Consider the following 20,010-nt stretch of genomic DNA (forward strand, 5'->3'; position numbering starts at 1 on the left):
GGTCACTAAAATTGCGTCTCACGATTCGAGATGACAGCTGATCAGGTTCTCCAGGAAGGGCTTGCGGCCGCCAACTCGGTGCGTTAATCGGTCCCTTCTGGCGCGCGTATGGCACGCCGACCAAAAATGGTCTAGACAACAAGTAAGCCCCAGGCCGCTGACCTGGGGCTCATGTATGGAGCGGGTGACGGGAATCGAACCCGCGCTCTGAGCTTGGGAATCACCGGCGGGTTGGCTCATTTATGGGCGCTGACCAGGCAGAACGGCTCGCTGGGGTGCTGCCGCGCCCCCTCGGATCGAACCGCCGTTGACCGAGGTTCTCCGCTGCAACTGGTGCTCTTCTGGTGCGCTAGCCGTGCGGCAGCATCGGGCTGCGAGCGCCTGGCCCTGCCCTGCTAACGACTGATGGGAATCTCGTAGACGATCTCGCACAGAGCGGCGGGTACGACGATGTCCGCCGTCTCCACGGGCCGCCCCTCGTCGCTGTAGTACGTCCGCCGGATGTGCGTGACCAGGCTGGCCTTCTGGATGCCGAGGAGTGACGCCTCCTCGGCATTCGCTTGCCGCGGCTCCGGCTGCTCGACAGCGTGGCTGACCGTGATGCCGATCTCGGCCATGCGGTTCACGACGCCCACCCCGGCGTGCGGCCCACCTTCTGGGAGGACGACGAGCGTGCCGCCCGTGAGGTCGTACGGCTCCCAGCTCGTCGACAGCTGCACCGGCCTCCCGTCGGCGAGGAACTCGTACACGGTGCGGACGCACAGGTCGCCCTCGTCGATACCGAGGCGCGACGCGATCTCAGCCGGTGCCGGCACCTTCGCCTCGGTCCGGCTTTCCCAGTCCCCCGACTTGCCCACGGCCTTCATGTCCGCGCGGAACGGAGAGCCGTTGGGCTGCTCGCGTGCCGAGGAACGGACCACGCGTACGCGCTGACGAGGGGCGGCGACGTACGTGCCGGAACCGGCGCGACCCTCCAGCACTCCCTGAGAGATCAGTAGCTCCTGAGCACGACGAACCACGTTCTCGCCGACACCGCATTCCTGGGCGATCTGGGCGCGTGACGGTAGCCGGTCTCCCGGCGACCACTCATGCTCCGCGATGCGGCGCCGGAGCTCGTCAGCGATGCGGAGATACGGCGGCTGCTCAGGCATATGGAAAATCTAGTCCACTAGCTCTAATCTAGTTAACTAGCTTTACTCCAAGTGATCTCCCAGCGACGGAGGCTGCCCTGTGCCTGCTTCGGAATTAAGCGCCGAAGAGATCGCAGCCCGGTTGTCCGCCGTCGGACTCACTCCGCGCGTGGAGCGGCACACGCAACTCACATCGATCGAAGCGGAGGTGCCGGAATCGTTCTCCGCCGAGTCGTGGCGGGAGGTCTTGGAAGCAGTGGCGGAGGCCGATCGATTCGGGCTCCTCGCCAACAGATTGAACGGCCGCACCTTATGGGCCGCCGTACGCACAGTGGCCCCCGCGACGGGCGATGTCCGGGGGCCTGGACATCAGCGATAGGAGCTGATCAGCGTGTTCAACCGTATCTGCCATACCGTCTCGCACACCGATGGGCGGTGCATCCCGACGGGCCGGCGCCACCGTTCCCCGAGGTTCGTCCAGCCGGCGGTCGTGCTTCGTGATCGCTTTGCGCGCAACTCGTTCGCGCCGGCGGAGGCCCTCTGATGCCTCCCAGCCAGCAGGTTCGCGTGACCCACACGAAGTCCGTTCCCTACCGGTCGAGTTCCTGCCTGATCGGTACGCACTGTGAGTGCGCACAGTCTTCCCCCGCTGCCGCGCCAATCGGCATCCCCGTGGTCTACGAGGCGTGCAGCTGCTCCTGTCACACAGTGGCCGCCCGTGGTCACCGAACGGACGTACCCCAGTGAGGGGCTGGGCACCGACCGGTGCACCGGTCGCCCTTGTCGAAATCACCGCTGCCAGCGTGCAGTGCGGCGACGTCATCCAGATTGGCGGGCAACCGTGTTGCGTCACGGACCTGCTCCAGCTTCCCGGCGGAGCGAAGCGCCTGTGGTTCGAGTCGGGCGAACTGCTCACCATGCACTCCCGGACTCGGCTCGTAGCCCTACGGATGCTGAGAGGTGGTGACGCAATCCGTGCCATCTCGCCGTCACGACATCGCCGATGACATTCGGAACCAGATCTCAACCGGCCGGATCAAGGCCGGAGAACGCCTCCCATCCGAGGCACAGCTCGCTTCCCGCTACGCGGTCAGCACGCCGACGCTGCGGAGCGCCCTCGCGGTCCTCCAGGGCGAGGGGCTCGTCGAGAAGATCCACGGCAAGGGAAACTTCGTCCGCTACCCCCGCCGCAGAATCACGTACGTCGGCGGTGGTCACGCACTCAGGACGGAGTCCCCGGTCGAGCCGGCGTTACGCGTCAGCATCCGCACCACCAACCTCCTGGCGCACGGTCAACTGACCTGCCTGTTGGGGGTATCGGCGAACAGCCCGCTCACCGAATTCCTCTGCCTCAGCCACGAGGGGAAGTCTCCTCACAGCCTCGCTCGCATCTACGTCCCTCGCGACCTGTCGCCGACTGACGTCCCCACCGAATCGCACTGCTGCAAGACCGTCGAGGCAAAGCTGGCAGAGCTCCGCCCGCCCCTGGCCGAGGTCCGAGAACGAGTCAGCGCTCGCCCTCCCACACCAGAGGAAGCGGCGACCCTTCGAATCAGCTCGTCCTTGGCAGTGCTCGCGATCACACGGGTGGCTGCCGACAGCACCGGACGCGTGGTCGAGGCGGCGCTCCTGGTGCTTCCCGGCGACCGCGCCGACGCAGTCTTCACCACCCACCACATGACCGACGAGAGGACGAGCGGAGAATGACGACCCACAACGAGCTGCGGCTCCTCCCGTGGTCAGGACCCGAGGGCAACCCCTGCTACTTGAGTACCGAGGGCAGCGGCTTCCTGTCCCGCCTGGCTGACAACACGGAATCGGTGCAACTGGAAGTGGCAGCCGAACTCCTGGAGCACGCGCTCGAAGTACTGGGCGACGGGGAGACGGAGCCGAACGAGCTGCGACTCCTGGCGATGGACATGACTGAAGCCCTGCGTGACGTGCGTCGTGTAGCGATCAGCCGCGGCCGCCGCTGCCGCTAACGGATCCTCCCGCTTGCGAAGGAGGAGACGAGGGCCCTCTACTGCCGGCGGCGGCTTTCGGCTAGCAGCGGCAAATCGAGCGGCAGGGGAGCCTCACACTCAAATGGGGGCTCCCCTGCAGCACGATTGGGCCCTCCAGCAGCAGCCACCGCCTTGGTGGGCGAGATCCTGAGCTCATCCTGTGGTGTATGGCGCGCTCTCCCAAACGATGTTCAGTCATGTCAACCGAGAAGAATCGTTCGTATGCCCTCAACTGCCGCTGTTGGATAGGGTTTTGACAAGCACTCGCCGACCTCAGGGGGAACTGTCATGACCGAGATCGTCGCCGCCTTCATCGGCGGAGTGTTTGCACTCGGCGCCGCTGTCATCACCGTCCGGTGGACACGCTCACGCTCCTCCGGTGGCCCTGCCCCCGACCAGTTGCTCCCCACCACCAACGCACAGTCGGATGGCGTCACCATCGACGCCCGCCACTCCGGGCAGATCATCGGGACGAACAACGGCACCGTCTCGCAGACCAACTACCGCGACGACAAGCGGTGAAGCTCCCAACGATTAGCGCTGCGGCGTTACTTGGGCTGGCCCAGGGCGTCTTTGCCGCGGCCCTCGCCGCCCTGGTGGCCTTGTTCTCTATCGGCCTGATCGGAGAACAGTTCCCCGACGCGTTCCCAGCCGTCGGACGGTTCCTGGAACGCCTGGTTCAGCTGTCTTCTGACGAGTACGCCGCAGCGTTCATACGGGACCGGCTCCTCGTCTTCGGCGTCATCGGCGTGGCGTTCCTCTTGTGGGTCACGCACAAGTGGCCCACCTTGGTGAAGACGATCGGGCAGGCACTCAACCCGTTCGCGCGGGTCGGTGTGGCCGCCGTCTCAGCTGTCGCCGCCGTCTTGGTTGCGCTCATCCTGGCTGGCCCGCTTGGCCAGGCCAAGACGAAAGGCGAGTGCACCTCGTCCTTCCGGCTGCAGCTGGATCACGCGCCCTCCTTGGTAAGCAACACCGCATGTGGTGAGGGGAGCCATGGCCGCGCACCACGCCATTGACCAATACATCCAGACCAACAACGGCAGCGTCTATCAGACGATCATCAACAGCAAGGGGATCGATGAGGAGACCAAGCAACAGGTACGGCGTCTGGCAGTCTCCTCGCCCGAGATGATGGCCAAGCTGGATGCAATGCTGAAGGATTCGGGCGACGTGAAGGCGGCCGCAGCGCTGGTCCGGGATGCTAGCGACATCCTTACAGGAAACGGGGGATCGGCGGCAGTGTTCACTGACGCAGGCGACGATCCCATGTTCCCTGGCAAGGGCGAACGGGAGCTTCGCAAGGCGATAGCAGGCCCCTTCCTGCTGCTCGTCGTGATCGTCGCCCTGATCATCTGGCTGTAGCCCTCGGGCATGGGCTGCAGCCATGCCGCGATTCGTGTCCAACCCTGCCGACCGCGCGGCGTTGCACATGCTGGCGCCGTCAGGCTGCGCGTCGGAGATGAGAGGGGGCGTGCGGCCAAGCTGGGCTGCTTGGCCGCGTGCACTGCGTCTGCGTCGCAGCACGTGAAGCTCTGGAAATGTCCCAGCTCTTGAAGGCGGCGGTCCACTCGTCAAAGATGTGCCGAATGAGTGGGTGGAGTGATCTCGCAGGTCAGGTCGCCAGTTCCTTACTTGGAACGCTGGTCGGTGGCGCAATCACCATTTTGGTCGCACGTTGGCAGACAGCCAAAACGATTGGATCACAGGGACAGCTGGCAGCCTCCCAGCAAGCCGCAGCTGCAAGCCTCGCTCGCTCCGAGAGAGAGCGGGAACGTTCTGCCGAGGCTGCGCGCCAGTTACTTGAACGATTGGCAGACCTCTACGACTGGCTGCCGTCGCTGCCGGATGTGGGTACAGACCGCCCCACACTGAGCCATCACGCGCGCCGGCAATGTGCCTCAGCCATGCAGTCGATCCGGCGAGGCATGCACACTGACCTGTACTTGATCCGCGAAATGCAGGTTCGGGATCGTTACCGGACACTCGTGAAGCTTGCATACGACGTCGGTTGGCGTGGAGTGGGCCACGAATATCGGGATCGCCAAATACGGGACGTACGGAACTACATGCGCTACGTACAGTTCTCGCTGGAGGCCGTCATTGACGGCGACTCACTGCCTGATCATGTTGCCGCTCCGGCCCTCGAACGAGAAGCTTCAGAAGCTTGGCTCCCGCCCGAGTTGCCCTGGCACTGGGGAGACCCTGCAGACGGCAGCTAACTCAGGCGCTGCACACGCTTCGGGAGCCTGCCCAAGTTCGACGCGGGTGCGGCAACCGCCACCACGCCGAGGGATGGCGCGGCTACTCAAGACCGCTCAACGCTGCCGATGTGCACCGACGTTGATGTCAGCAAACTTCACCGGCAGCCTCGATGACGTCGGCCCAGACATGGGATTCCCAGGGATTGCCGCCCAGTCCGAGCCGCGCAGCCACCACGTCATCCAGGAAGCGGGCAGTAGCAGCCTCCAGAGCTTCGTGCGGCCACCAAAGGGAGTCGCACTCAGTACACAGTGAGAAGGCCGCCCTGTCGTCTTTGAATCGATACGGGTGGACCCAATCCTGATCACACCGCGGACACTCGGGCAACGAAGCCTGCATGCCGATGAGGCTACTAGCGCCACTCGTTGCGAACTACGGGCGGGGCGACCTCTGGGGTCATCCCGCCTGATCACCCGGCCGGCACGGGGCAACGACGGTCACCGGAAGCCATCACGGTTGCTGTACTTCGCTGCTGTACCACGAGATTTCGAGCAGGGGAGCGGTCCGGCCGATCCGTTGCCTCAACTCTCACTTCTCATCCGGGCCAGTAGTCCCTGAAGCAGTAGGAACACGCGGCACGTTTTTTCGCTATGGCTTCGGCTAGCGTCACATGGCACCGAGGGTGAGGGGTCATGCCCAAACTCGCGGCGTACTCCTGCCCTTCCTCCAGGGCCTTGCAGGTTGAAGAACTATGAAAGACGTCGCCCCCCTTCGTGATCCAGACGGACCTCACCGACCGCTTGCGGCCTCGTTTGCCTCGCTTACCCATGCCGTCAGGTTAATCAGCGGTCTGACAAGATCGTCGAAAACTGATGAATCGCGACTGCGATGCCCGACCGTCCTGCGCCGGCTGACCACGGCATCACAAGTTCGGTTCGGCGACCGCCGTGGGCGCGGTCGGCTCAGTTGTGCACACTCTGCCTACGCCGTGATCTGTTCGCGTCCGCCGTCGTTGATGTCAGTCCTGGATGTCATCTGACGTTGTCCAGCAAAGTGGCTGCATAGCACGAGCCATGTCTCCGATGATGTTGAGATGTCCGATGCCTTATGGATCAAGCTCATCGATACGGTCCCTGCCATGCTTTGGGTCGCCTTCGCGGCCACCGCATACTTCACCCTTCGGGGGACGCTCATCCAACGGATGGTTCCTCGACTAACTGCGGTACGAGCACTCGGCGTTGAGGTCGAGCTCGCTGGCGAACTACTCGATCGCGCTCAAGATGAGAGCCAGGTGGCTGTCACCGCAACTGCCAGACGTACCGCGCTGGGTAGGCTGGAGCACGCTGCCGACGTACTGCAAGGCGGCAAGATCCTCTGGGTCGACGATCGCCCCGAAGGCAACACCCCGCTCGTCGAGCTCTTCCGCACCGCAGGCATGCACGTCGACGTGGCTCTGTCGACGGAGGAGGCCACGCCCCTCTTTCGCCGCAGGCCGTACGACATCATCGTCAGCGACATCGACCGGGACGGTGATCGGCAGGCAGGGATCAAGATGTTGCGCCTGCTGGACCAGTACAGGATTGACGTGCCCGTGTTGTTCTATACGGGGCGGTTCGATCCTGAGAGGGGCATTGATCGCAGGGTATTCGCAGCCACCACGGCGCCGGTCGAACTTGTGCACTATGTGATTGATCTTATGGAAAGGGCGCGGTTGGGCTCACTTTGATCTCGCGGTCGGCGGAGCGGCTTTGGGCTGGAGCTGCTTTGGGGCGAGTGATCATGGCCCCGTAAGCTTGCGGCGCGTCGGGCAGTCTGTGGACCTGCCCGGTAAAGCACGACGTTGGGGCCATGATCTTAGAGGCTCGCCCCAAAGTGGCTGCCTAAAGCCGTGGAGCCGACCGCCCCAGCCGCGACGTACCTCTTCTCTGGCCTCAGGTGGCTGATCGTTGAGCGCGCGGGGCGGGCGCCGGCCGGGCTGGAGCGGGGCGGAGACAGGAGCGCAGGCCCGGACGGGGGCCGGGCCGCGCGCGGCGAGCGGAGCGAGCCGCCTTGATGAAGTAGGGAAAGTTCTATCGCGCTGGCGTCAGCCGCTTGCCGTCATGGCTCCGCACGTGAGGGCCCGTACCGTCCAAGGCATCCAGGAACCGGATCGCGTAGACCTCGGACATGGAGTCCGCCACCTCGTCGGGCGTGAGCCAGGTGACCGCCGTCGACTCGCTGGAGGTGCGCTCCTCGCCGCCTACCGGCTTGCAGCGGAAGACCAGGGCCACGATGCCTCGGGCCGTGTTCTTGTAGACCCCGGTGAGCTCGTCGACCTCGACGTGGATGCCCGTCTCTTCCCAGACCTCGCGCCGTACGCCGGCCTCCGGGGACTCTTCGAGTTCGAGCACTCCGCCCGGGAGCTCCCAGGCGCCGTTGTCGGCTCGCCGGATCGTCAGGAGTTTGCCGTCCTCGCGGACCACGACCCCCGCCACCGACACGGAGTGCAGTGGCGTTGACTGGGCTTTCGCGGCGCTGTTACTCATGTACAGGAGCATAGGAGGATGGGAAGAACTATGGGAACCGCGGTAGGAGGGGGCAAGGCCGTACCTCGATACGTGCAGATCGCCGACGACCTCGTGCAGCAGATCAGGGCTGGGGTCCTCAAGCCTGGCGACATGGTGCCGAGTGAATCCGAGCTGGTCGAGCGCTACGGCGTCGCGGGCGGCACGATCCGTAAGGCGATGGTGGAGGTCCGAGCGAGCGGCCTGGTGGAGACCCGCCACGGCAAGGGCTCGATCGTGAAGGACCGACCGCCGGTACGGCACCGCTCCTCCGACCGCTTCCGACGCTCACACCGGCGGGACGGCAAGGCCGCGTATCTGGCGGAGTCCGCGCAGTCGGGAGCCACGGCCAAGGTCAGCGTTCTGTACATCGGCCCCATGGAGGTCCCGGAGGACGTGGCCGAACGCCTTGGAGTCGAGCCCGGCACTCAGGTCCTCGCCCGTCGGCGGCTCTACTTCCGTAACGGCACTCCGGTCGAGACGGCCAGCTCGTACCTGCCCTGGGACGTCGTGAAGGACATCCCCGAGCTCTTTGCCGAGAACCCCGGCGGTGGCGGCATCTACGCCCGACTCGAAGACCACGGGCACGAGTTCGCGGAGTTCGTCGAGACCTTGCAGGCCCGGCCGGCCTCCAAGGCAGAAGCGTCCGAGCTGGCGCTCAGCCCTGGTGCCCCCGTCGTGCATCTCGTCCGTGAGGCGCTGACGACCGAGGGGCGCGTGGTGGAGGTCTGCGACACCCTGATGGCCGCTGACCAGTTCGTTTTCAGCTACCGCATCCCCGCCACGGACTGACGCCCGCTCAACTTCCCTCAGCCCGCCCCGACTTCTTTGTCGCGGCGGGTTGACTCATGTACAGGAGTCAGGCACTCTTCTTCATGTCACTCATATACATGAGTGACGGAGTTCAGCATCTATAGAGGAGTGATCCGTAGTGCGTCAGATCCCCGTCGACACCTCCGCCGCGACCGTGATGGTCGCGAAGCAGCCGCAGATCAAGGTCAAGGACCGCCGTACCGGCGAGGTCGCCCTCGACATCGAGACCGGGGCGAAGCTGATGACCGTGGACGTGATGTTCGCCGCCAACGACGCGGTGGAGATCCTGTCCGTCACCGTCCCCGAGAGCGGGGTCTCCGGTGAGCTGGGCATGGGCACTCCGGTGGCGCTGACCGGCCTGGTCGCCCGTCCCTGGGAGAACGAGTTCAACGGGCAGAAGCGGCACGGCATCGCCTTCCGCGCCGTGGCGGTCACCTCGCTCGCCGCCGGTGGCTCGCAGGCTGAGGCGGCCTGATCATGGCCCGCCTGTCGGTCGTACTGCTGCTGGTCGTCGCCACCGCTCTCGTGCTGCGGTGGCGGCGTCCCGCCTGGTACTGGATGACCTTCGGGGTCGTCCTCGCCGCGCTGCGGGTCTTAGCCCGGTACGCCTCGGTCATGGACGCCTGCGGTCTGACGGTCCCGCCCGCGCGCTGGCGGCTCGCACTTTCCCGCATGACCGACCGGCCGGCCCCCGAGTCGCGCGCCCCGCGCATCCGCCGTCTCCGGCCGACCCGTACCGGGCTCGTCCTGCGGCTCAAACTCCGGCCCGGCCAGGACGCTTTCGACGTCTCCGCCGCCCCTGACCGGCTGCGGCACTCCTTCGGGATGTACGGCGTCACCGCCCGGGAGATCCGCTCCGGCGTCGTCGAACTGCGGATGACGGGCTACGACGTGCTCAGGCGCGTGCAGATGCCCGCCAAGCTCGATCGCGCTCCGATGCGTGTGCCCGTCGCACTGCGCGAGGACGGATCGGTCCACTACCGCGACTACCGGACAGTCCCGCACGGGCTCACGATCGGGGCTACCGAGTCGGGCAAGTCCGTCTACCAGCGCAACCTGGTGGCCGGTCTCGCCGCTCAGGATGTCGCGCTCGTCGGTATCGACTGCAAGCAGGGCGTCGAGCTGTTCCCGCTGGCTCGCCGTTTCTCCGCCCTCGCCGACAACCAGGACACCGCTCTCGAACTGCTCGAAGCCCTGGTCTCGCACATGGAGTCCGTCTACCAACTCATCCGCGAGGAACAGCGCATCAGCGTGAACGTCCCCGACGCGGAGATCGCCGCCGACATCTGGGATCTGGCCGAGGACCTGCGTCCCACGCCCGTCGTGGTCCTGGTGGACGAGGTATCCGAACTCGCGCTCTTCGCCTCCAAGGAGGAGGAGAGGCGCCGGGACCGGATCATCACCGCCCTCGTCCGCCTGGCCCAGCTCGGCCGCGCTGCCGGCATCTACCTGGAGATCTGCGGCCAGCGCTTCGGCTCCGAACTCGGCAAGGGCATCACCATGCTCCGGGCCCAGCTCACCGGCCGTACCGTGCACCGCGTCAACGACGAGACCAGCGCCAACATGGCCTTCGGCGACATCTCCCCTGACGCCGTACTGGCCGCCATCCAGATACCCGCAGACGCCCCCGGCATCGCGGTCGCCGGTGACTCAAGCGGTGGCTGGTCACGGATCCGCGCTCCGCACACCTCGCTGCGCGAAGCGGTCAACCTCTGCAACAAGCACGCCGACCGCACGCCCGACCTGCCCGCGCTCGCGCCCTTCCGGCCCGCCGTCGCCTCGTCGGCCTCCGGCACTCTCCCGCTCAACAAGGCGTCCACCGCGACTGCTTGACCCTCCCGCTCCAAGGTCGGCGCTACCTCGATGCGCCAGGTCCCTACCCCCTCCATGCCAGATCCCGGAAGGAGAACCGTCATGGGACGCATCCGCCCGGACGCCGTCCTCGTACAAGCCGTCATCGCCGGAGCGCTCTCCTTCGCCCACCTCCACGACCTGGCCGCCGCTGCCGGACAGGACGGCTGGAAGGCGTGGGCCTACCCGATCAGCGTCGACCTGCTGCTGGTCGCGGCCTGGCGGCGGCTCCGCAACAACGGCCGGTCCCGGCTCGCCTGGTGCTGGTTCCTGATCGCCCTGGTGGCCTCGCTCGGTGCCAACGTCGCGACCGCCGGATTCCTCGACCTCCAACACCCGCCCGCCTGGCTCCGCTTCGGCATCGCCGGATGGCCGGCACTCGCCTTCCTCGGCGGGACCCTGCTGGCCCATACGCGGAGTGCGGCCGAAACCGCCGATCCCGCCCCGCCGGTCGACGTGACTCCAGAAGCCGCTCCCGTACCGGCTCCGGTCGCTGCCCCTGAGCCTCCAGCGAGTCCCCCCGAGCAGGAAGCCGCCGACCTCCCCCCGGCTGAACCACCCGCCGAACCGCCCCGGCCTGCACCCGCACCTGCGCCAGTCCCGGCCGCGCTCGTCGCCCACGCCCGCAAGGTCGCCGACGAGCACCGCGCCCGTACCGGGGACCGGATCGACACCGACACCCTGCGGGCCCGCCTCGGCGTCCCGCCCCAGCTCGCCGACTCCATCGCCGCCGAACTCACCTGACCAGGAAGGGAGAACTGCCGTGACCCGTGACCCGGCCGACCTGACCGCCGCGGACTACCTCGACAGCGCCCGCGAGATGACCGCCGCCGACCGGCCCTACCTCGCCCACCTGCTCGCCGAGGAAGCCGTCCAGCGCACCGCCGACCCGGCGACCGCGGCCGGTATCCGCGCCGCCTACCCCGACCCGACGACCAAACGGACGGAGAGCGACTGACATGCCCGCCCGCGACCACTTCCACTCCGTCATGCGGATCGGCCCCGTACAGATCGGCACCTATCGCGACCGCTTCGGCCGCACCAAGCACGCCGCCGTCTGCACCGCCGATCGCTGCGGCTGGTCCGCCGACTTCTCCAGCCGCTCGGCCGCCCAGCTCGCCGCCCGCACCCACCGCTGCACCGTCCGCTGACCGACTGAGGAGACCCCATGGACGTCCCGCTCTGGCTTGCCCTGATCGCCGTCGGCTACCTCGGCATCAAGCTCATCCGCCCGCCCTGGTGGCTCGTGGCCGTGTTCCTCCTCGGCGGCTACCTCCTCGCCCACAGCTTCCTGGCCTCCGCCATCGACACGGCCGTCAAGTAACGCCCGAAGAAGGGAGATTCACCATGTTCTGCCCCAAGGTCCCGACCAACCCGACGCCCACCGGACTCGTTCCCCCGTCCGTCGTCGAACCGACCTCCACGGTGCGGCAGACCCCGCCGCCAGCCCCCGTCGCTCAGCCCTCGACCCGCCCCACGGTTCACCTCACGCCCGGCACCGCGCTCGCCCTCGTCGGCGGCGGCACGGCAGTGGTCCTGATCGTCGGCGCCGTCCTGGTCTCGATGCTCCTGGCGGTCGCCATCAGCGGGGTGTCCGTCGCCGTCTGCGCGGTCGTCCTCCGCTCGATGCTCGCCTCCGAGCGCACACACCGCTGATCGGCCCCCGGACGGCCTCAACCGCCAAGTCTCCGCCGCCCGGGAGCCGTGCTCCTGTCCGAACCACAGATCCGGAAGGAACCCCCATCATGACCGACCGCACCGCCGCCCGCCCGTCCCGTACGCGGGAGGACGCCCGTGCCTGACACGCTCCTCGACCCGACCACCCTCGGCGACCTGCTGAGGGTGGCTTCGGCCCCCGACTACGACCGCTGGGCAGACCAGATCCACCGCACCGGCGGCTGCTCCGACCCAATCCACCTCACCGGCTGGACCCTCACCAAGGACCGCACCTCGGGCGAGACCCTGCACCACTACACCACTGCCGGTGAACCCGGCGGACGCCTCCGCCTCGCCTGCGGCAACCGCCGCGCCTCCCGCTGCCCCGCCTGCGCCTGGACCTACGCCGGGGACACCTACCACCTCATCCGCGCCGGCCTGGCGGGAGACCACCGCCGCGACATCCCCGCCACTGTCCGAGACCACCCCCGCGTCTTCACCACCCTGACCGCGCCCTCCTTCGGCCCCGTGCACAACCGGCCCGACCGAGGCGTCTGCCGCTGCGGCACACAGCACGGCACGGGCGATTCGGCGCTCGGCACCGCCCTGGACCCCAAGACGTACGACTACGCCGCCGCCGTCCTGTTCAACAACCACGCGGGCGACCTCTGGCAACGCTTCACCACCCGACTCCGCCGCGAACTGGCCGCCCGCGCCGGCCTCACCCAACGCGACCTCAAGGAATCGGCCCGCCTCTCCTACGGCAAGGTCGCGGAGTTCCAGAAGCGCGGAGCCCTCCACTTCCACGCGGTGATCCGCCTCGACGGACCGGACGGCCCCGGAGCACCGCCGCCGTCCTGGGCAAACATCGACCTGCTGACCGACGCGATCCGTGCCGCCGCCGTGCACCCCTACACCTCGGTCACGGCTCCGGCCGCCCGAGATGAGCCCGCCCGCAGCTTCCGCTGGGGCACGCAGCTGGATGTGCGGCCGGTCAAGGCGTTCGGCGACGGCTCCGACATCACCGAACAGGCGGTGGCCTCCTACGTGGCGAAGTACGCGACCAAGGCCGCCGAAACCACCGGCACCCTGGACCGCCGCATCGGCGAACTCGCCGAGCTGGACCGCCACCAGGTCCCCGAACACACCCGCCGCCTGATCACCGCATGCAAAACCCTGGACCTGCTCTACCCGGACCGCCGCCTCTGGGCCTGGGCCCACATGCTCGGCTTCCGCGGCCACTTCTCCTCCAAGTCCCGCCGCTACTCGACCACCCTCGGCGAACTGCGCGCGGCCCGCGCCGACTTCCGCGCCGCCCAAGAACGCGAAGCCCTCGGCCTCGAACCCCCGGAGCCGGACACCGTCCTCGTCCTGACCGACTGGCAGTACGTCGGCCACGGCCACACCCCCGGCGAATCCGCCCTCGCCGCCACCATCGCCCGCGACCTCCAACTCAACCGCGAGACCGCCCGGGAAGCCCTTGCCCAGGAAGGAGAACGAGCGTGACCGACTCCCTGCTCACGGTCGACCAAGCCGCCGAACGCCTCGGCACCACCACACGCTTCCCGCGCCGCCTCATCGCCGAGCGCCGGATCGCCTTCGTGAAGGTCGGCAGCCACGTACGCATCAAGGAGAGCGTCCTGGTCGCGTACATCGACGGGAACACCGTTCAGCCGGTCCGCCGTCGCCGTTCCCGCTTCGGGAGGGCTGCCTGATGGGGAACGCCAAGGGCACCCGCCGACGCTTCGGCGCAGTGCGTCAGTACCGGTCCGGCCGCTGGACCGCGAGCTACCTGGGACCGGACGGCCAGGAGTTCCGCGCACCTGAGACTTTCGAGACCAAGAAGGACGCCGAGGTCTGGCTCTCACAGATCGAGGCCGACCTCTCACGCGGGAACTGGCAGGACCCGGACGCCGGTGCGGTGAACTTCAAGGAGTACGCACTCCGGTGGGTGGAGGAGCGTGGCCTGTCCGCCACCACGGACGAGCTGTACCGCCGACTCCTGCGGCTGCACATCCTGCCCACCTTCAAGGGCCTGGACCTCGACGAGATCACGGCTCCACGCGTCCGTACCTGGCGTACCGAGCGGCTGGCATCCACGGGTGCGGCTACGACGGTCGCCAAGTCCTACCGCTTGCTCAAGGCCATCGCGGAAACCGCGGTCGACGACGAGCTGATCCGCCGGAACCCCTGCCGCATCAGAGGCGCCGGAAAGGAGTCCTCCGCCGAACGCCAGATCGCCACCGTCGGCCAGGTCGACGCGCTCGCCAACGCCCTCGGGCCTCGCTGGCGTCTGATGGTCTTCCTCGGTGCCTACGGCCCCATGCGGCCGGAGGAGCAGGCCGAGTTGCGCCGTAAGGATGTGGATCTGGACGCGATGACCATCCGCGTCCGCATGGCCGCCCCCGAGCTGACGACCGGCCGTCGTGCCCCGGGCGACACCAAGTCGGAAGCGGGCAAGCGACTTGTGGTCCTGCCGGCCTTCCTCCGGACCGACCTCCGACGTCACCTCGACTGGTATGCGGAGAAGGGGCCGGACGGACTGCTGTTCGTGGGGGAGAAGGGCAAGCCGTTCCGGCGGTCCACCTTCGGGCGGAAATGGCGCAAGGCACGCGTGCTCGTCGGTATGCCGGAGGGCTTCTGTTTCTACGACCTTCGTCACACCGGTCACACCCTGGCGACGCGGTCCGGGGCGACGCTCAAGGACACGATGGTCCGTGCCGGCCAGTCGTCGGAGAAGGCCGCGCTCATCTATCAACACTCGGATCTTGAGCGGCAACAGGAAGTCGCGAGCGGGCTGGACGACCTCGTGCGGGCCGCCCGCAGCAAGGCTGATCAGAAGCCTTCTGGTGCGGATCTGGTGCGGGACGCCTGAACTGGTTCAGACAACGAACAAGGCCCAGGTCGCTGACCTGGGCCTCAACTATGGAGCGGGTGACGGGAATCGAACCCGCGCTCTGAGCTTGGGAAGCTCATGTTCTACCATTAAACTACACCCGCGTAACACCGCCCGAAATCTGAAGGCGGAGCGTCGTCGCACACTCTACCCCATCACCGCGTCGCGGTGCATTTGGCATGTCCGGGGAGGGGGCGGGGTGTCTCGGGGGTGCTGCCGGGGAGGGTGCGCGGAGGTGTTCCTCGGGGCGGGACGCGGGTGCGGGGGACGGGAGTTGAGGCGTACGGTGGGGCATCGGAGTGCCGCCTGCGAGTGCATCCAGTTCATCCCCTAATGTGGCTTTTGTTGTCCACGCAGTTGGGAGAGGGACTTGATGGAGCGCACCGTCGTACGTTGTGCTGAGGGGCACGTCTTCAGCACCGCTTCGTTCCCCATGCAGACCACCGGCCGGCTCGGTCCCGGGCGTCTGCTGCGCTGCCCGCGCTGTGCTCGGCTGCGGCACTCGGTGCCGGTGGAGCACGCCAAGCGGTAGTGGCGGTTGCGAGGTCGCGGTGAAGGTCGGCGGTGATCTTCGGGCGCGACGTCCAGGTGAGGTTGCTGTGGCCCGGTCCCTGATGGGGGCCGGGCCCTCGTCGTACGGCGGGGGCTGCGCGGGCGCGTATCCTCGTCTGCGTGCTTCTCTCAGACAAGGACATCCGGGCCGAGATCGACGCGGGTCGGGTGCGCATCGACCCCTACGACGCGACGATGGTGCAGCCATCCAGCATCGATGTGCGGCTCGATCGCTATTTCCGGGTGTTCGAGAATCACCGTTACCCGCATATCGACCCCGCCGTCGAGCAGGCCGATCTGACCCGCGAGGTCGTGCCGGAGGGCGAAGAGGCGTTCATCCTGCACCCCGGCGAGTTCGTGCTGGCCTCGACGTACGAGGTCATCTCGCTGCCCGACGACCTCGCCTCGCGGCTGGAGGGGAAGTCCAGCCTGGGACGGCTGGGGCTGCTGACGCACTCGACCGCCGGGTTCATCGACCCGGGGTTCAGCGGGCACGTGACGCTGGAGCTGAGCAATGTCGCGACGCTGCCGATCAAGCTGTGGCCGGGGATGAAGATCGGGCAGCTGTGCATGTTCCGGCTGACCTCGCCGGCGGAGCACCCGTACGGCAGCGAGCGCTACGGGTCGCGGTATCAGGGGCAGCGGGGTCCGACCCCGTCCCGGTCGTTCAAGAACTTCCACCGTTCGCAGGTGTGAGGCACCTTACGCAGGTGTGGGGCAGGGCCGGTGCGGGCCCGGAGACGAAGAGAAGGTCTGGGAGAGTCGTGGGTGACGTGCGGGAGAACCTGACGTACGAGCGGTTCGGCGGAGCCATCCGTGAGCTGGCGCAGACGATCGCGGATGACGGGTACGAGCCCGACATAGTGCTGTCGATCGCCCGGGGCGGCGTGTTCGTGGCCGGCGGACTGGCGTACGCGCTGGACTGCAAGAACATTCACCTGGTGAATGTCGAGTTCTACACCGGGGTGGGCACCACCTTGGAGATGCCGGTGATGCTCGCACCGGTGCCGAACGCGATCGACTTCTCGGACAAGAAGGTGCTGATCGCGGACGACGTCGCCGACACCGGCAAGACGCTCAAGCTGGTGCACGACTTCTGCCAGGGGACCGTCGCCGAGGTCCGCAGCGCGGTGATCTATGAGAAGTCGCACTCGCTGGTGAAGTGCGAGTACGTCTGGAAGCGCACGGACGACTGGATCAACTTCCCGTGGAGCGTCGAGCCGCCGGTGGTCCGGCGGGAGGGCCAGATCCTCGACGCCTGACGTACGGCCCCACGGCCTTCCCGCGAGCCCGCGTTTTTTGCGGGCTCGCGGCATTTTGTGGCGCGCCTTTCGGCCAGTTCTGTTCCGGGTGTTCCACCGGTCACTACCTCCGAGTAGAAACCGGCGGTAACAGCAGACCGGAGGGGAGCCCCAATGGTGCGTGCGAGACGCGGGCCGCGGTGGAGCGGACGTGGGCGAGGGCGGCGGCTGCGGGCCGCCGTGGCGGTGTCGGCGGCGGCGCTGACCGCCGCTTTCACGGTGACGGCGGGCGGTGCGAGTGCCACCGGCGTCAGGACTGCGGCGGCGGGAACCGCAACGGCGGCCGGCCGACCGGCCGTTCAACCGCTGTCGCCGGAACTGGAGCGGATCCGGGCCCAGCAGGCGACGAAGCTCTACGGCGATTCCGCCGTGCGGCCGCTCGACGAGCGGAAGACCTCGCTGATCTCGTTGGGCGACAGCGAGATCTCCGGGGAGGGCGTCGGGACGTACGAACCGGGGACCGACGGGCCCACCAACTGGTGCCACCGGTCGCCGGATTCGGCGATCCACCGGACCGGCATCGCGGCGGACGTGACGTACAACGTCGCGTGCTCGGGCGCGTACACCGGCAACATCCGGATCGGCGGCAGCAAGCAGTACCCCGATGAACTGGTGCAGAGCGACAGCCTGGCGGTCGCGGCGCGCAACACCCGGCTGAAAATGGTGCTGTTGGTCGCCGGGGCCAACGACGACCTCCAGTTCGGGCCGGTGATGACGGACTGCGTCGAGCGCTGGTTCCTGCTCCAGGGGACCTGCGAGCCCAAGTACCAGCCGGGCTGGCAGGCCCGGGTCGACGGGCTGGTGCCGAAGGTCGAGGCGACGGTGCGGGACCTGCGGACCGTGATGCGGGACGCCGGGTACGCCGACGGCGACTACCGGTTCGTGATGATGTCGTACCCGAGCCCGATCGGCCCGGACGTCGAGGACAACCCGCAGTTCCCGGGGAAGATCCCGGGCGGCTGCACCGGGTACACCTCGGACGCCGGCTGGGGGCGCAACACGGCGGTGCCGGCCTTCGAACGCGGCGTGCGCAAGATCGCGCAGGACACCGGCGTCACCTATCTCGACTCCTCGCGGCTCTTCCACGGGCATGAGGTGTGCATGCCGGAGACCTGGGCCCGCGGGCTGTACGTGAACGTCTCCAACCCCTTCCCGCCGGACGCCAATTCGGTCCGCCAGTCCTTCCACCCCAACGTCCGCGGGCACGGCGCGTTCGCGTCCTGCCTGACGCAGCTGTACGCGGCGCCGCAACTGCGCGAGGCGTCCTGTGCCGATCCGGCGAACACCGGGCAGCCCAAGCTGTACCCGGGCGCCTGGGACGACGCCTACCGGCCGCTGAAGAACGCCGCGACCGGCACCTGCGTGGACGCCACCGGCGGGCTGTCCCGCAACGGCACCGCGGTCGGCGGCTGGGACTGCAACGGGCAGCGCAACCAGGGCTGGTGGTACGACCCGGACCGGAAGTCGCTGCACGTGGAGCTGACCCAGGCCCGGTGCCTGGACGTGCCGGGCGCCCGCTACGAGGCCGGCGCCGCGCTGGTGCTGTGGAACTGCTCGGGCGCGGCCAACCAGCAGTTCGCCCGGGACGGCGGCACCCTCCGGCCGACCGCCGCATCGTCGCTGTGCCTGACGCTGGGCGCGGCGAAGGACCCGCTGCGGCTCCAGAAGTGCGACGGTTCGGCGGGCCAGCGGTTCGCCTGACCGGCCGCCGGAAGCGGTGGGCGGGCCCGCCCCCGGTACGACGAGGGGCCCGTTGCGGGAGGTACGTCGTGGACGTCTCCCGCAACGGGCCCCTCTGCCGTGGGCCGGACCGTGCCGCGCTACAGCGTGCCGAGCTTCACCAGGGCCAGCAGCGCGACCAGTTGGATCGCGGCGGCGCCCAGGGCCTTGGGCCACGGCAGGTCGTGCGACTTGCTGACCATGGAGGTCAGGAGGTAGCCGGTGGCGAGCCAGGTGGCCCAGCCCAGTACCTGGACCAGCGGGCTGTTGCCGCCCAGGAAGATGGCGAAGAGCAGCCGCGGCGCGTCCGGGATCGTCATGATCAGCATGGACAGGCCGATGGTCGGCTGCCAGGCACCGTCGCCGCCCAGCTGGCGGGCCATGGTGTGGGTGACCGCGCCCAGGATCAGGCTGCCCACGATGAACATCACCGAGGTGATCAACACCCAGGGGATGCTGTTGCCGATCGTCTGGTTGAGCACGTCCTCGCGGGCCTTGTCGAAGCCGAAGACCGCGAGCAGGCCGTAGACGAAGGTGACGATCAGCGCCGGGGCCCACAGCGCGTGGTCCCGCATCTGCCAGAACGTGGGCGTGGGCCGCAGCACGATGCCGGCCAGCAACTGCTTCCACGGCAGTCGCGGACCGGCCGGGGGCGCGCTGGTCTGGCCGGCGCGGTAGGTGCCGCCGTCCGCGTACTGGCCGTCGCCCGCCCCGTCCCCGTACGTGCCGTAGGCGTCCGGGGCCTCGCCGACGCTGAACTGCTGGGTGTGCCCCGCCGCGTTGTTGCGGTTGTCGTAGGGCGCGTACGGGGGCTCGGGCGCCTGGTAGCCGCCGTCGCCGAAGTACTCGGGCTGCCCCTGCGGGCTCGGTCCGCCCTGGGGGGCGCCGTACGCCGGCGGCGTCGGTTGCCACTGCCCCGGCCCCTGCCCCGGCGGGGGCTGCTGCCCGTACGACGGCGGCGGCCCGTATCCGTGCGGCGCCTGGTGCCCCACCTGCTGTCCGTCCTGCGCGGGACGGGCATCCCGTCCGCGACCCATCCTGAATCCAGCCACGCTCTCGAAAGTACCTGGTCCCGCGGAGCGGGTGGGGCCACGGCGGAGGGGTGGTGGCCCTTTGGGGCCGAGCTGTGACATCCCCTAAGGGATGCCCCTTGGGGGGCCTCGCATGTTGTCGGCCGTCCGGCCGTGGGCCTGCGGCCGGCTGCGTTCCACGTCGTCGGCTTCCCCGCCGTGGGGGTTGCTGTTCTGCGCCTGCGGCGCGTTGCCGCTGCGCGGGGCTGGTCGGGCGCGGTGCCGGGTCTGTGGGGTGGGGGTGTGCCGGACTGCTTCGCTTTACGTCCGGCAC

25 protein-coding genes and 1 tRNA gene are annotated in these 20,010 nt (G+C 68.1%); 21 read left to right on the top strand and 5 right to left on the bottom strand.

Features of this window, described 5'->3' with window-relative positions:
- Positions 1-395: 395 nt before the first annotated feature.
- Entirely contained in the window at positions 396-1,151 is a 756-nt protein-coding gene (locus tag ACFVT2_RS35995) for a GntR family transcriptional regulator (protein ID WP_390024998.1), read from the bottom strand.
- A 79-nt stretch (positions 1,152-1,230) separates the two neighbouring features.
- On the opposite strand from ACFVT2_RS35995, the gene ACFVT2_RS36000 reads away from it, so the two are divergent.
- From ACFVT2_RS36000 to ACFVT2_RS36015, 4 genes are all read left to right on the top strand, one after another.
- Positions 1,231-1,509, top strand: a complete 279-nt coding sequence (locus ACFVT2_RS36000) for a hypothetical protein (RefSeq protein WP_390025000.1) — start codon at positions 1,231-1,233, stop codon at positions 1,507-1,509.
- A 584-nt stretch (positions 1,510-2,093) separates the two neighbouring features.
- Positions 2,094-2,837: a GntR family transcriptional regulator gene (locus ACFVT2_RS36005; RefSeq protein ID WP_390025041.1), complete on the top strand. Its 744-nt coding sequence runs from the start codon at positions 2,094-2,096 to the stop codon at positions 2,835-2,837.
- Positions 2,834-3,112 (top strand): hypothetical protein, encoded by a 279-nt coding sequence (locus ACFVT2_RS36010; protein WP_390025002.1) that lies wholly within the window; start codon positions 2,834-2,836, stop codon positions 3,110-3,112. Before ACFVT2_RS36005 ends, ACFVT2_RS36010 begins: the two co-directional genes overlap by 4 nt.
- A gap of 309 nt (positions 3,113-3,421) precedes the next feature.
- Positions 3,422-3,655: a hypothetical protein gene (locus tag ACFVT2_RS36015; RefSeq protein ID WP_390025004.1), complete on the top strand. Its 234-nt coding sequence runs from the start codon at positions 3,422-3,424 to the stop codon at positions 3,653-3,655.
- A 26-nt stretch (positions 3,656-3,681) separates the two neighbouring features.
- Here the strand turns inward: ACFVT2_RS36015 and ACFVT2_RS36020 are convergent, their stop codons facing one another.
- Positions 3,682-3,909 (bottom strand): hypothetical protein, encoded by a 228-nt coding sequence (locus ACFVT2_RS36020; RefSeq protein WP_390025006.1) that lies wholly within the window; start codon positions 3,907-3,909, stop codon positions 3,682-3,684.
- Positions 3,910-4,129: 220 nt separating this feature from the next.
- Here ACFVT2_RS36020 and ACFVT2_RS36025 point away from each other — a divergent pair, with 220 nt between their 5' ends.
- The 3 genes from ACFVT2_RS36025 (at position 4,130) to ACFVT2_RS36035 (ending at position 7,061) form a co-directional block, all read left to right on the top strand.
- On the top strand, positions 4,130-4,498 hold the full coding sequence (locus ACFVT2_RS36025) for a hypothetical protein (RefSeq protein ID WP_390025008.1): 369 nt from the start codon (positions 4,130-4,132) through the stop codon (positions 4,496-4,498).
- A 176-nt stretch (positions 4,499-4,674) separates the two neighbouring features.
- Positions 4,675-5,355: a hypothetical protein gene (locus ACFVT2_RS36030; protein WP_388980476.1), complete on the top strand. Its 681-nt coding sequence runs from the start codon at positions 4,675-4,677 to the stop codon at positions 5,353-5,355.
- Positions 5,356-6,428: 1,073 nt separating this feature from the next.
- Entirely contained in the window at positions 6,429-7,061 is a 633-nt protein-coding gene (locus tag ACFVT2_RS36035) for a response regulator (protein ID WP_390025010.1), read from the top strand.
- 343 nt (positions 7,062-7,404) lie between these two features.
- Here the strand turns inward: ACFVT2_RS36035 and ACFVT2_RS36040 are convergent, their stop codons facing one another.
- Positions 7,405-7,872, bottom strand: coding sequence for an NUDIX hydrolase (locus ACFVT2_RS36040; protein ID WP_390025012.1), 468 nt, complete (start codon positions 7,870-7,872; stop codon positions 7,405-7,407).
- An 18-nt stretch (positions 7,873-7,890) separates the two neighbouring features.
- Between ACFVT2_RS36040 and ACFVT2_RS36045 the strand changes: the two genes are divergently transcribed.
- The 11 genes from ACFVT2_RS36045 (at position 7,891) to ACFVT2_RS36095 (ending at position 15,073) form a co-directional block, all read left to right on the top strand.
- Positions 7,891-8,670, top strand: a complete 780-nt coding sequence (locus tag ACFVT2_RS36045; RefSeq protein WP_044370888.1) for a GntR family transcriptional regulator — start codon at positions 7,891-7,893, stop codon at positions 8,668-8,670.
- 139 nt (positions 8,671-8,809) lie between these two features.
- Complete coding sequence (locus ACFVT2_RS36050) at positions 8,810-9,166, top strand: hypothetical protein (RefSeq protein WP_390025014.1); 357 nt, start codon at positions 8,810-8,812, stop codon at positions 9,164-9,166.
- Positions 9,167-9,168: 2 nt separating this feature from the next.
- Positions 9,169-10,524 (top strand): FtsK/SpoIIIE domain-containing protein, encoded by a 1,356-nt coding sequence (locus tag ACFVT2_RS36055; protein ID WP_390025016.1) that lies wholly within the window; start codon positions 9,169-9,171, stop codon positions 10,522-10,524.
- An 81-nt stretch (positions 10,525-10,605) separates the two neighbouring features.
- Positions 10,606-11,286: a DUF2637 domain-containing protein gene (locus ACFVT2_RS36060; protein WP_390025018.1), complete on the top strand. Its 681-nt coding sequence runs from the start codon at positions 10,606-10,608 to the stop codon at positions 11,284-11,286.
- A gap of 19 nt (positions 11,287-11,305) precedes the next feature.
- A complete protein-coding gene (locus ACFVT2_RS36065; protein WP_390025020.1) occupies positions 11,306-11,500 on the top strand; it encodes a hypothetical protein in 195 nt (64 codons plus the stop codon).
- Position 11,501: 1 nt separating this feature from the next.
- Positions 11,502-11,693, top strand: a complete 192-nt coding sequence (locus tag ACFVT2_RS36070) for a mobile element transfer protein (protein WP_359820937.1) — start codon at positions 11,502-11,504, stop codon at positions 11,691-11,693.
- A gap of 17 nt (positions 11,694-11,710) precedes the next feature.
- Entirely contained in the window at positions 11,711-11,866 is a 156-nt protein-coding gene (locus tag ACFVT2_RS36075; protein ID WP_103377280.1) for a hypothetical protein, read from the top strand.
- Between the two features lie 23 nt (positions 11,867-11,889).
- Positions 11,890-12,198 (top strand): SpdD-like protein, encoded by a 309-nt coding sequence (locus ACFVT2_RS36080; protein ID WP_390025023.1) that lies wholly within the window; start codon positions 11,890-11,892, stop codon positions 12,196-12,198.
- Positions 12,199-12,336: 138 nt separating this feature from the next.
- Positions 12,337-13,704 carry a replication initiator protein RepSA gene (repSA, locus tag ACFVT2_RS36085; RefSeq protein WP_390025025.1) on the top strand — a complete coding sequence of 456 codons (1,368 nt, stop codon included), beginning with the start codon at positions 12,337-12,339 and terminating at the stop codon, positions 13,702-13,704.
- On the top strand, positions 13,701-13,913 hold the full coding sequence (locus tag ACFVT2_RS36090; protein ID WP_390025027.1) for an excisionase family DNA-binding protein: 213 nt from the start codon (positions 13,701-13,703) through the stop codon (positions 13,911-13,913). The genes repSA and ACFVT2_RS36090 overlap by 4 nt, the downstream gene beginning before the upstream one ends.
- The gene (locus ACFVT2_RS36095) at positions 13,913-15,073 is read left to right on the top strand and encodes a tyrosine-type recombinase/integrase (protein ID WP_390025029.1); all 1,161 of its coding nucleotides are present in this window, start codon (positions 13,913-13,915) and stop codon (positions 15,071-15,073) included. The genes ACFVT2_RS36090 and ACFVT2_RS36095 overlap by 1 nt, the downstream gene beginning before the upstream one ends.
- Positions 15,074-15,124: 51 nt before the next feature.
- Here the strand turns inward: ACFVT2_RS36095 and ACFVT2_RS36100 are convergent.
- Positions 15,125-15,198, bottom strand: a tRNA-Gly gene (locus ACFVT2_RS36100).
- 568 nt (positions 15,199-15,766) lie between these two features.
- On the opposite strand from ACFVT2_RS36100, the gene dcd reads away from it, so the two are divergent.
- The 3 genes from dcd (at position 15,767) to ACFVT2_RS36115 (ending at position 18,648) form a co-directional block, all read left to right on the top strand.
- The gene (gene dcd, locus ACFVT2_RS36105) at positions 15,767-16,342 is read left to right on the top strand and encodes a dCTP deaminase (RefSeq protein WP_390025031.1); all 576 of its coding nucleotides are present in this window, start codon (positions 15,767-15,769) and stop codon (positions 16,340-16,342) included.
- A 68-nt stretch (positions 16,343-16,410) separates the two neighbouring features.
- The gene (locus tag ACFVT2_RS36110; RefSeq protein WP_390025033.1) at positions 16,411-16,908 is read left to right on the top strand and encodes a phosphoribosyltransferase; all 498 of its coding nucleotides are present in this window, start codon (positions 16,411-16,413) and stop codon (positions 16,906-16,908) included.
- Positions 16,909-17,061: 153 nt separating this feature from the next.
- Positions 17,062-18,648, top strand: coding sequence for a ricin-type beta-trefoil lectin domain protein (locus ACFVT2_RS36115; RefSeq protein WP_390025035.1), 1,587 nt, complete (start codon positions 17,062-17,064; stop codon positions 18,646-18,648).
- Between the two features lie 119 nt (positions 18,649-18,767).
- On the opposite strand, the gene ACFVT2_RS36120 is transcribed toward ACFVT2_RS36115, so the two are convergent.
- Positions 18,768-19,703, bottom strand: a complete 936-nt coding sequence (locus tag ACFVT2_RS36120; protein ID WP_390025043.1) for a Yip1 family protein — start codon at positions 19,701-19,703, stop codon at positions 18,768-18,770.
- Between the last annotated feature and the right edge of the window lie 307 nt (positions 19,704-20,010).

The organism is Streptomyces sp. NPDC058000 (assembly GCF_042886435.1).
Classification (GTDB): Bacteria; Actinomycetota; Actinomycetes; order Streptomycetales; family Streptomycetaceae; genus Streptomyces.

Coding starts and splice junctions, on each gene's coding strand:
- ACFVT2_RS35995 (WP_390024998.1), bottom strand. CDS start 1,151: ATGCCTGAGCAGCCGCCGTATCTCCGCATCGCTGACGAGCTCCGGCGC.
- ACFVT2_RS36060 (WP_390025018.1), top strand. CDS start 10,606: ATGGGACGCATCCGCCCGGACGCCGTCCTCGTACAAGCCGTCATCGCC.
- ACFVT2_RS36015 (WP_390025004.1), top strand. CDS start 3,422: ATGACCGAGATCGTCGCCGCCTTCATCGGCGGAGTGTTTGCACTCGGC.
- ACFVT2_RS36080 (WP_390025023.1), top strand. CDS start 11,890: ATGTTCTGCCCCAAGGTCCCGACCAACCCGACGCCCACCGGACTCGTT.
- ACFVT2_RS36055 (WP_390025016.1), top strand. CDS start 9,169: ATGGCCCGCCTGTCGGTCGTACTGCTGCTGGTCGTCGCCACCGCTCTC.
- ACFVT2_RS36075 (WP_103377280.1), top strand. CDS start 11,711: ATGGACGTCCCGCTCTGGCTTGCCCTGATCGCCGTCGGCTACCTCGGC.
- ACFVT2_RS36095 (WP_390025029.1), top strand. CDS start 13,913: ATGGGGAACGCCAAGGGCACCCGCCGACGCTTCGGCGCAGTGCGTCAG.
- ACFVT2_RS36010 (WP_390025002.1), top strand. CDS start 2,834: ATGACGACCCACAACGAGCTGCGGCTCCTCCCGTGGTCAGGACCCGAG.
- ACFVT2_RS36030 (WP_388980476.1), top strand. CDS start 4,675: ATGTCCCAGCTCTTGAAGGCGGCGGTCCACTCGTCAAAGATGTGCCGA.
- ACFVT2_RS36120 (WP_390025043.1), bottom strand. CDS start 19,703: ATGGGTCGCGGACGGGATGCCCGTCCCGCGCAGGACGGACAGCAGGTG.
- ACFVT2_RS36025 (WP_390025008.1), top strand. CDS start 4,130: ATGGCCGCGCACCACGCCATTGACCAATACATCCAGACCAACAACGGC.
- ACFVT2_RS36115 (WP_390025035.1), top strand. CDS start 17,062: ATGGTGCGTGCGAGACGCGGGCCGCGGTGGAGCGGACGTGGGCGAGGG.
- ACFVT2_RS36070 (WP_359820937.1), top strand. CDS start 11,502: ATGCCCGCCCGCGACCACTTCCACTCCGTCATGCGGATCGGCCCCGTA.
- ACFVT2_RS36040 (WP_390025012.1), bottom strand. CDS start 7,872: ATGCTCCTGTACATGAGTAACAGCGCCGCGAAAGCCCAGTCAACGCCA.
- ACFVT2_RS36045 (WP_044370888.1), top strand. CDS start 7,891: ATGGGAACCGCGGTAGGAGGGGGCAAGGCCGTACCTCGATACGTGCAG.
- ACFVT2_RS36035 (WP_390025010.1), top strand. CDS start 6,429: ATGTCCGATGCCTTATGGATCAAGCTCATCGATACGGTCCCTGCCATG.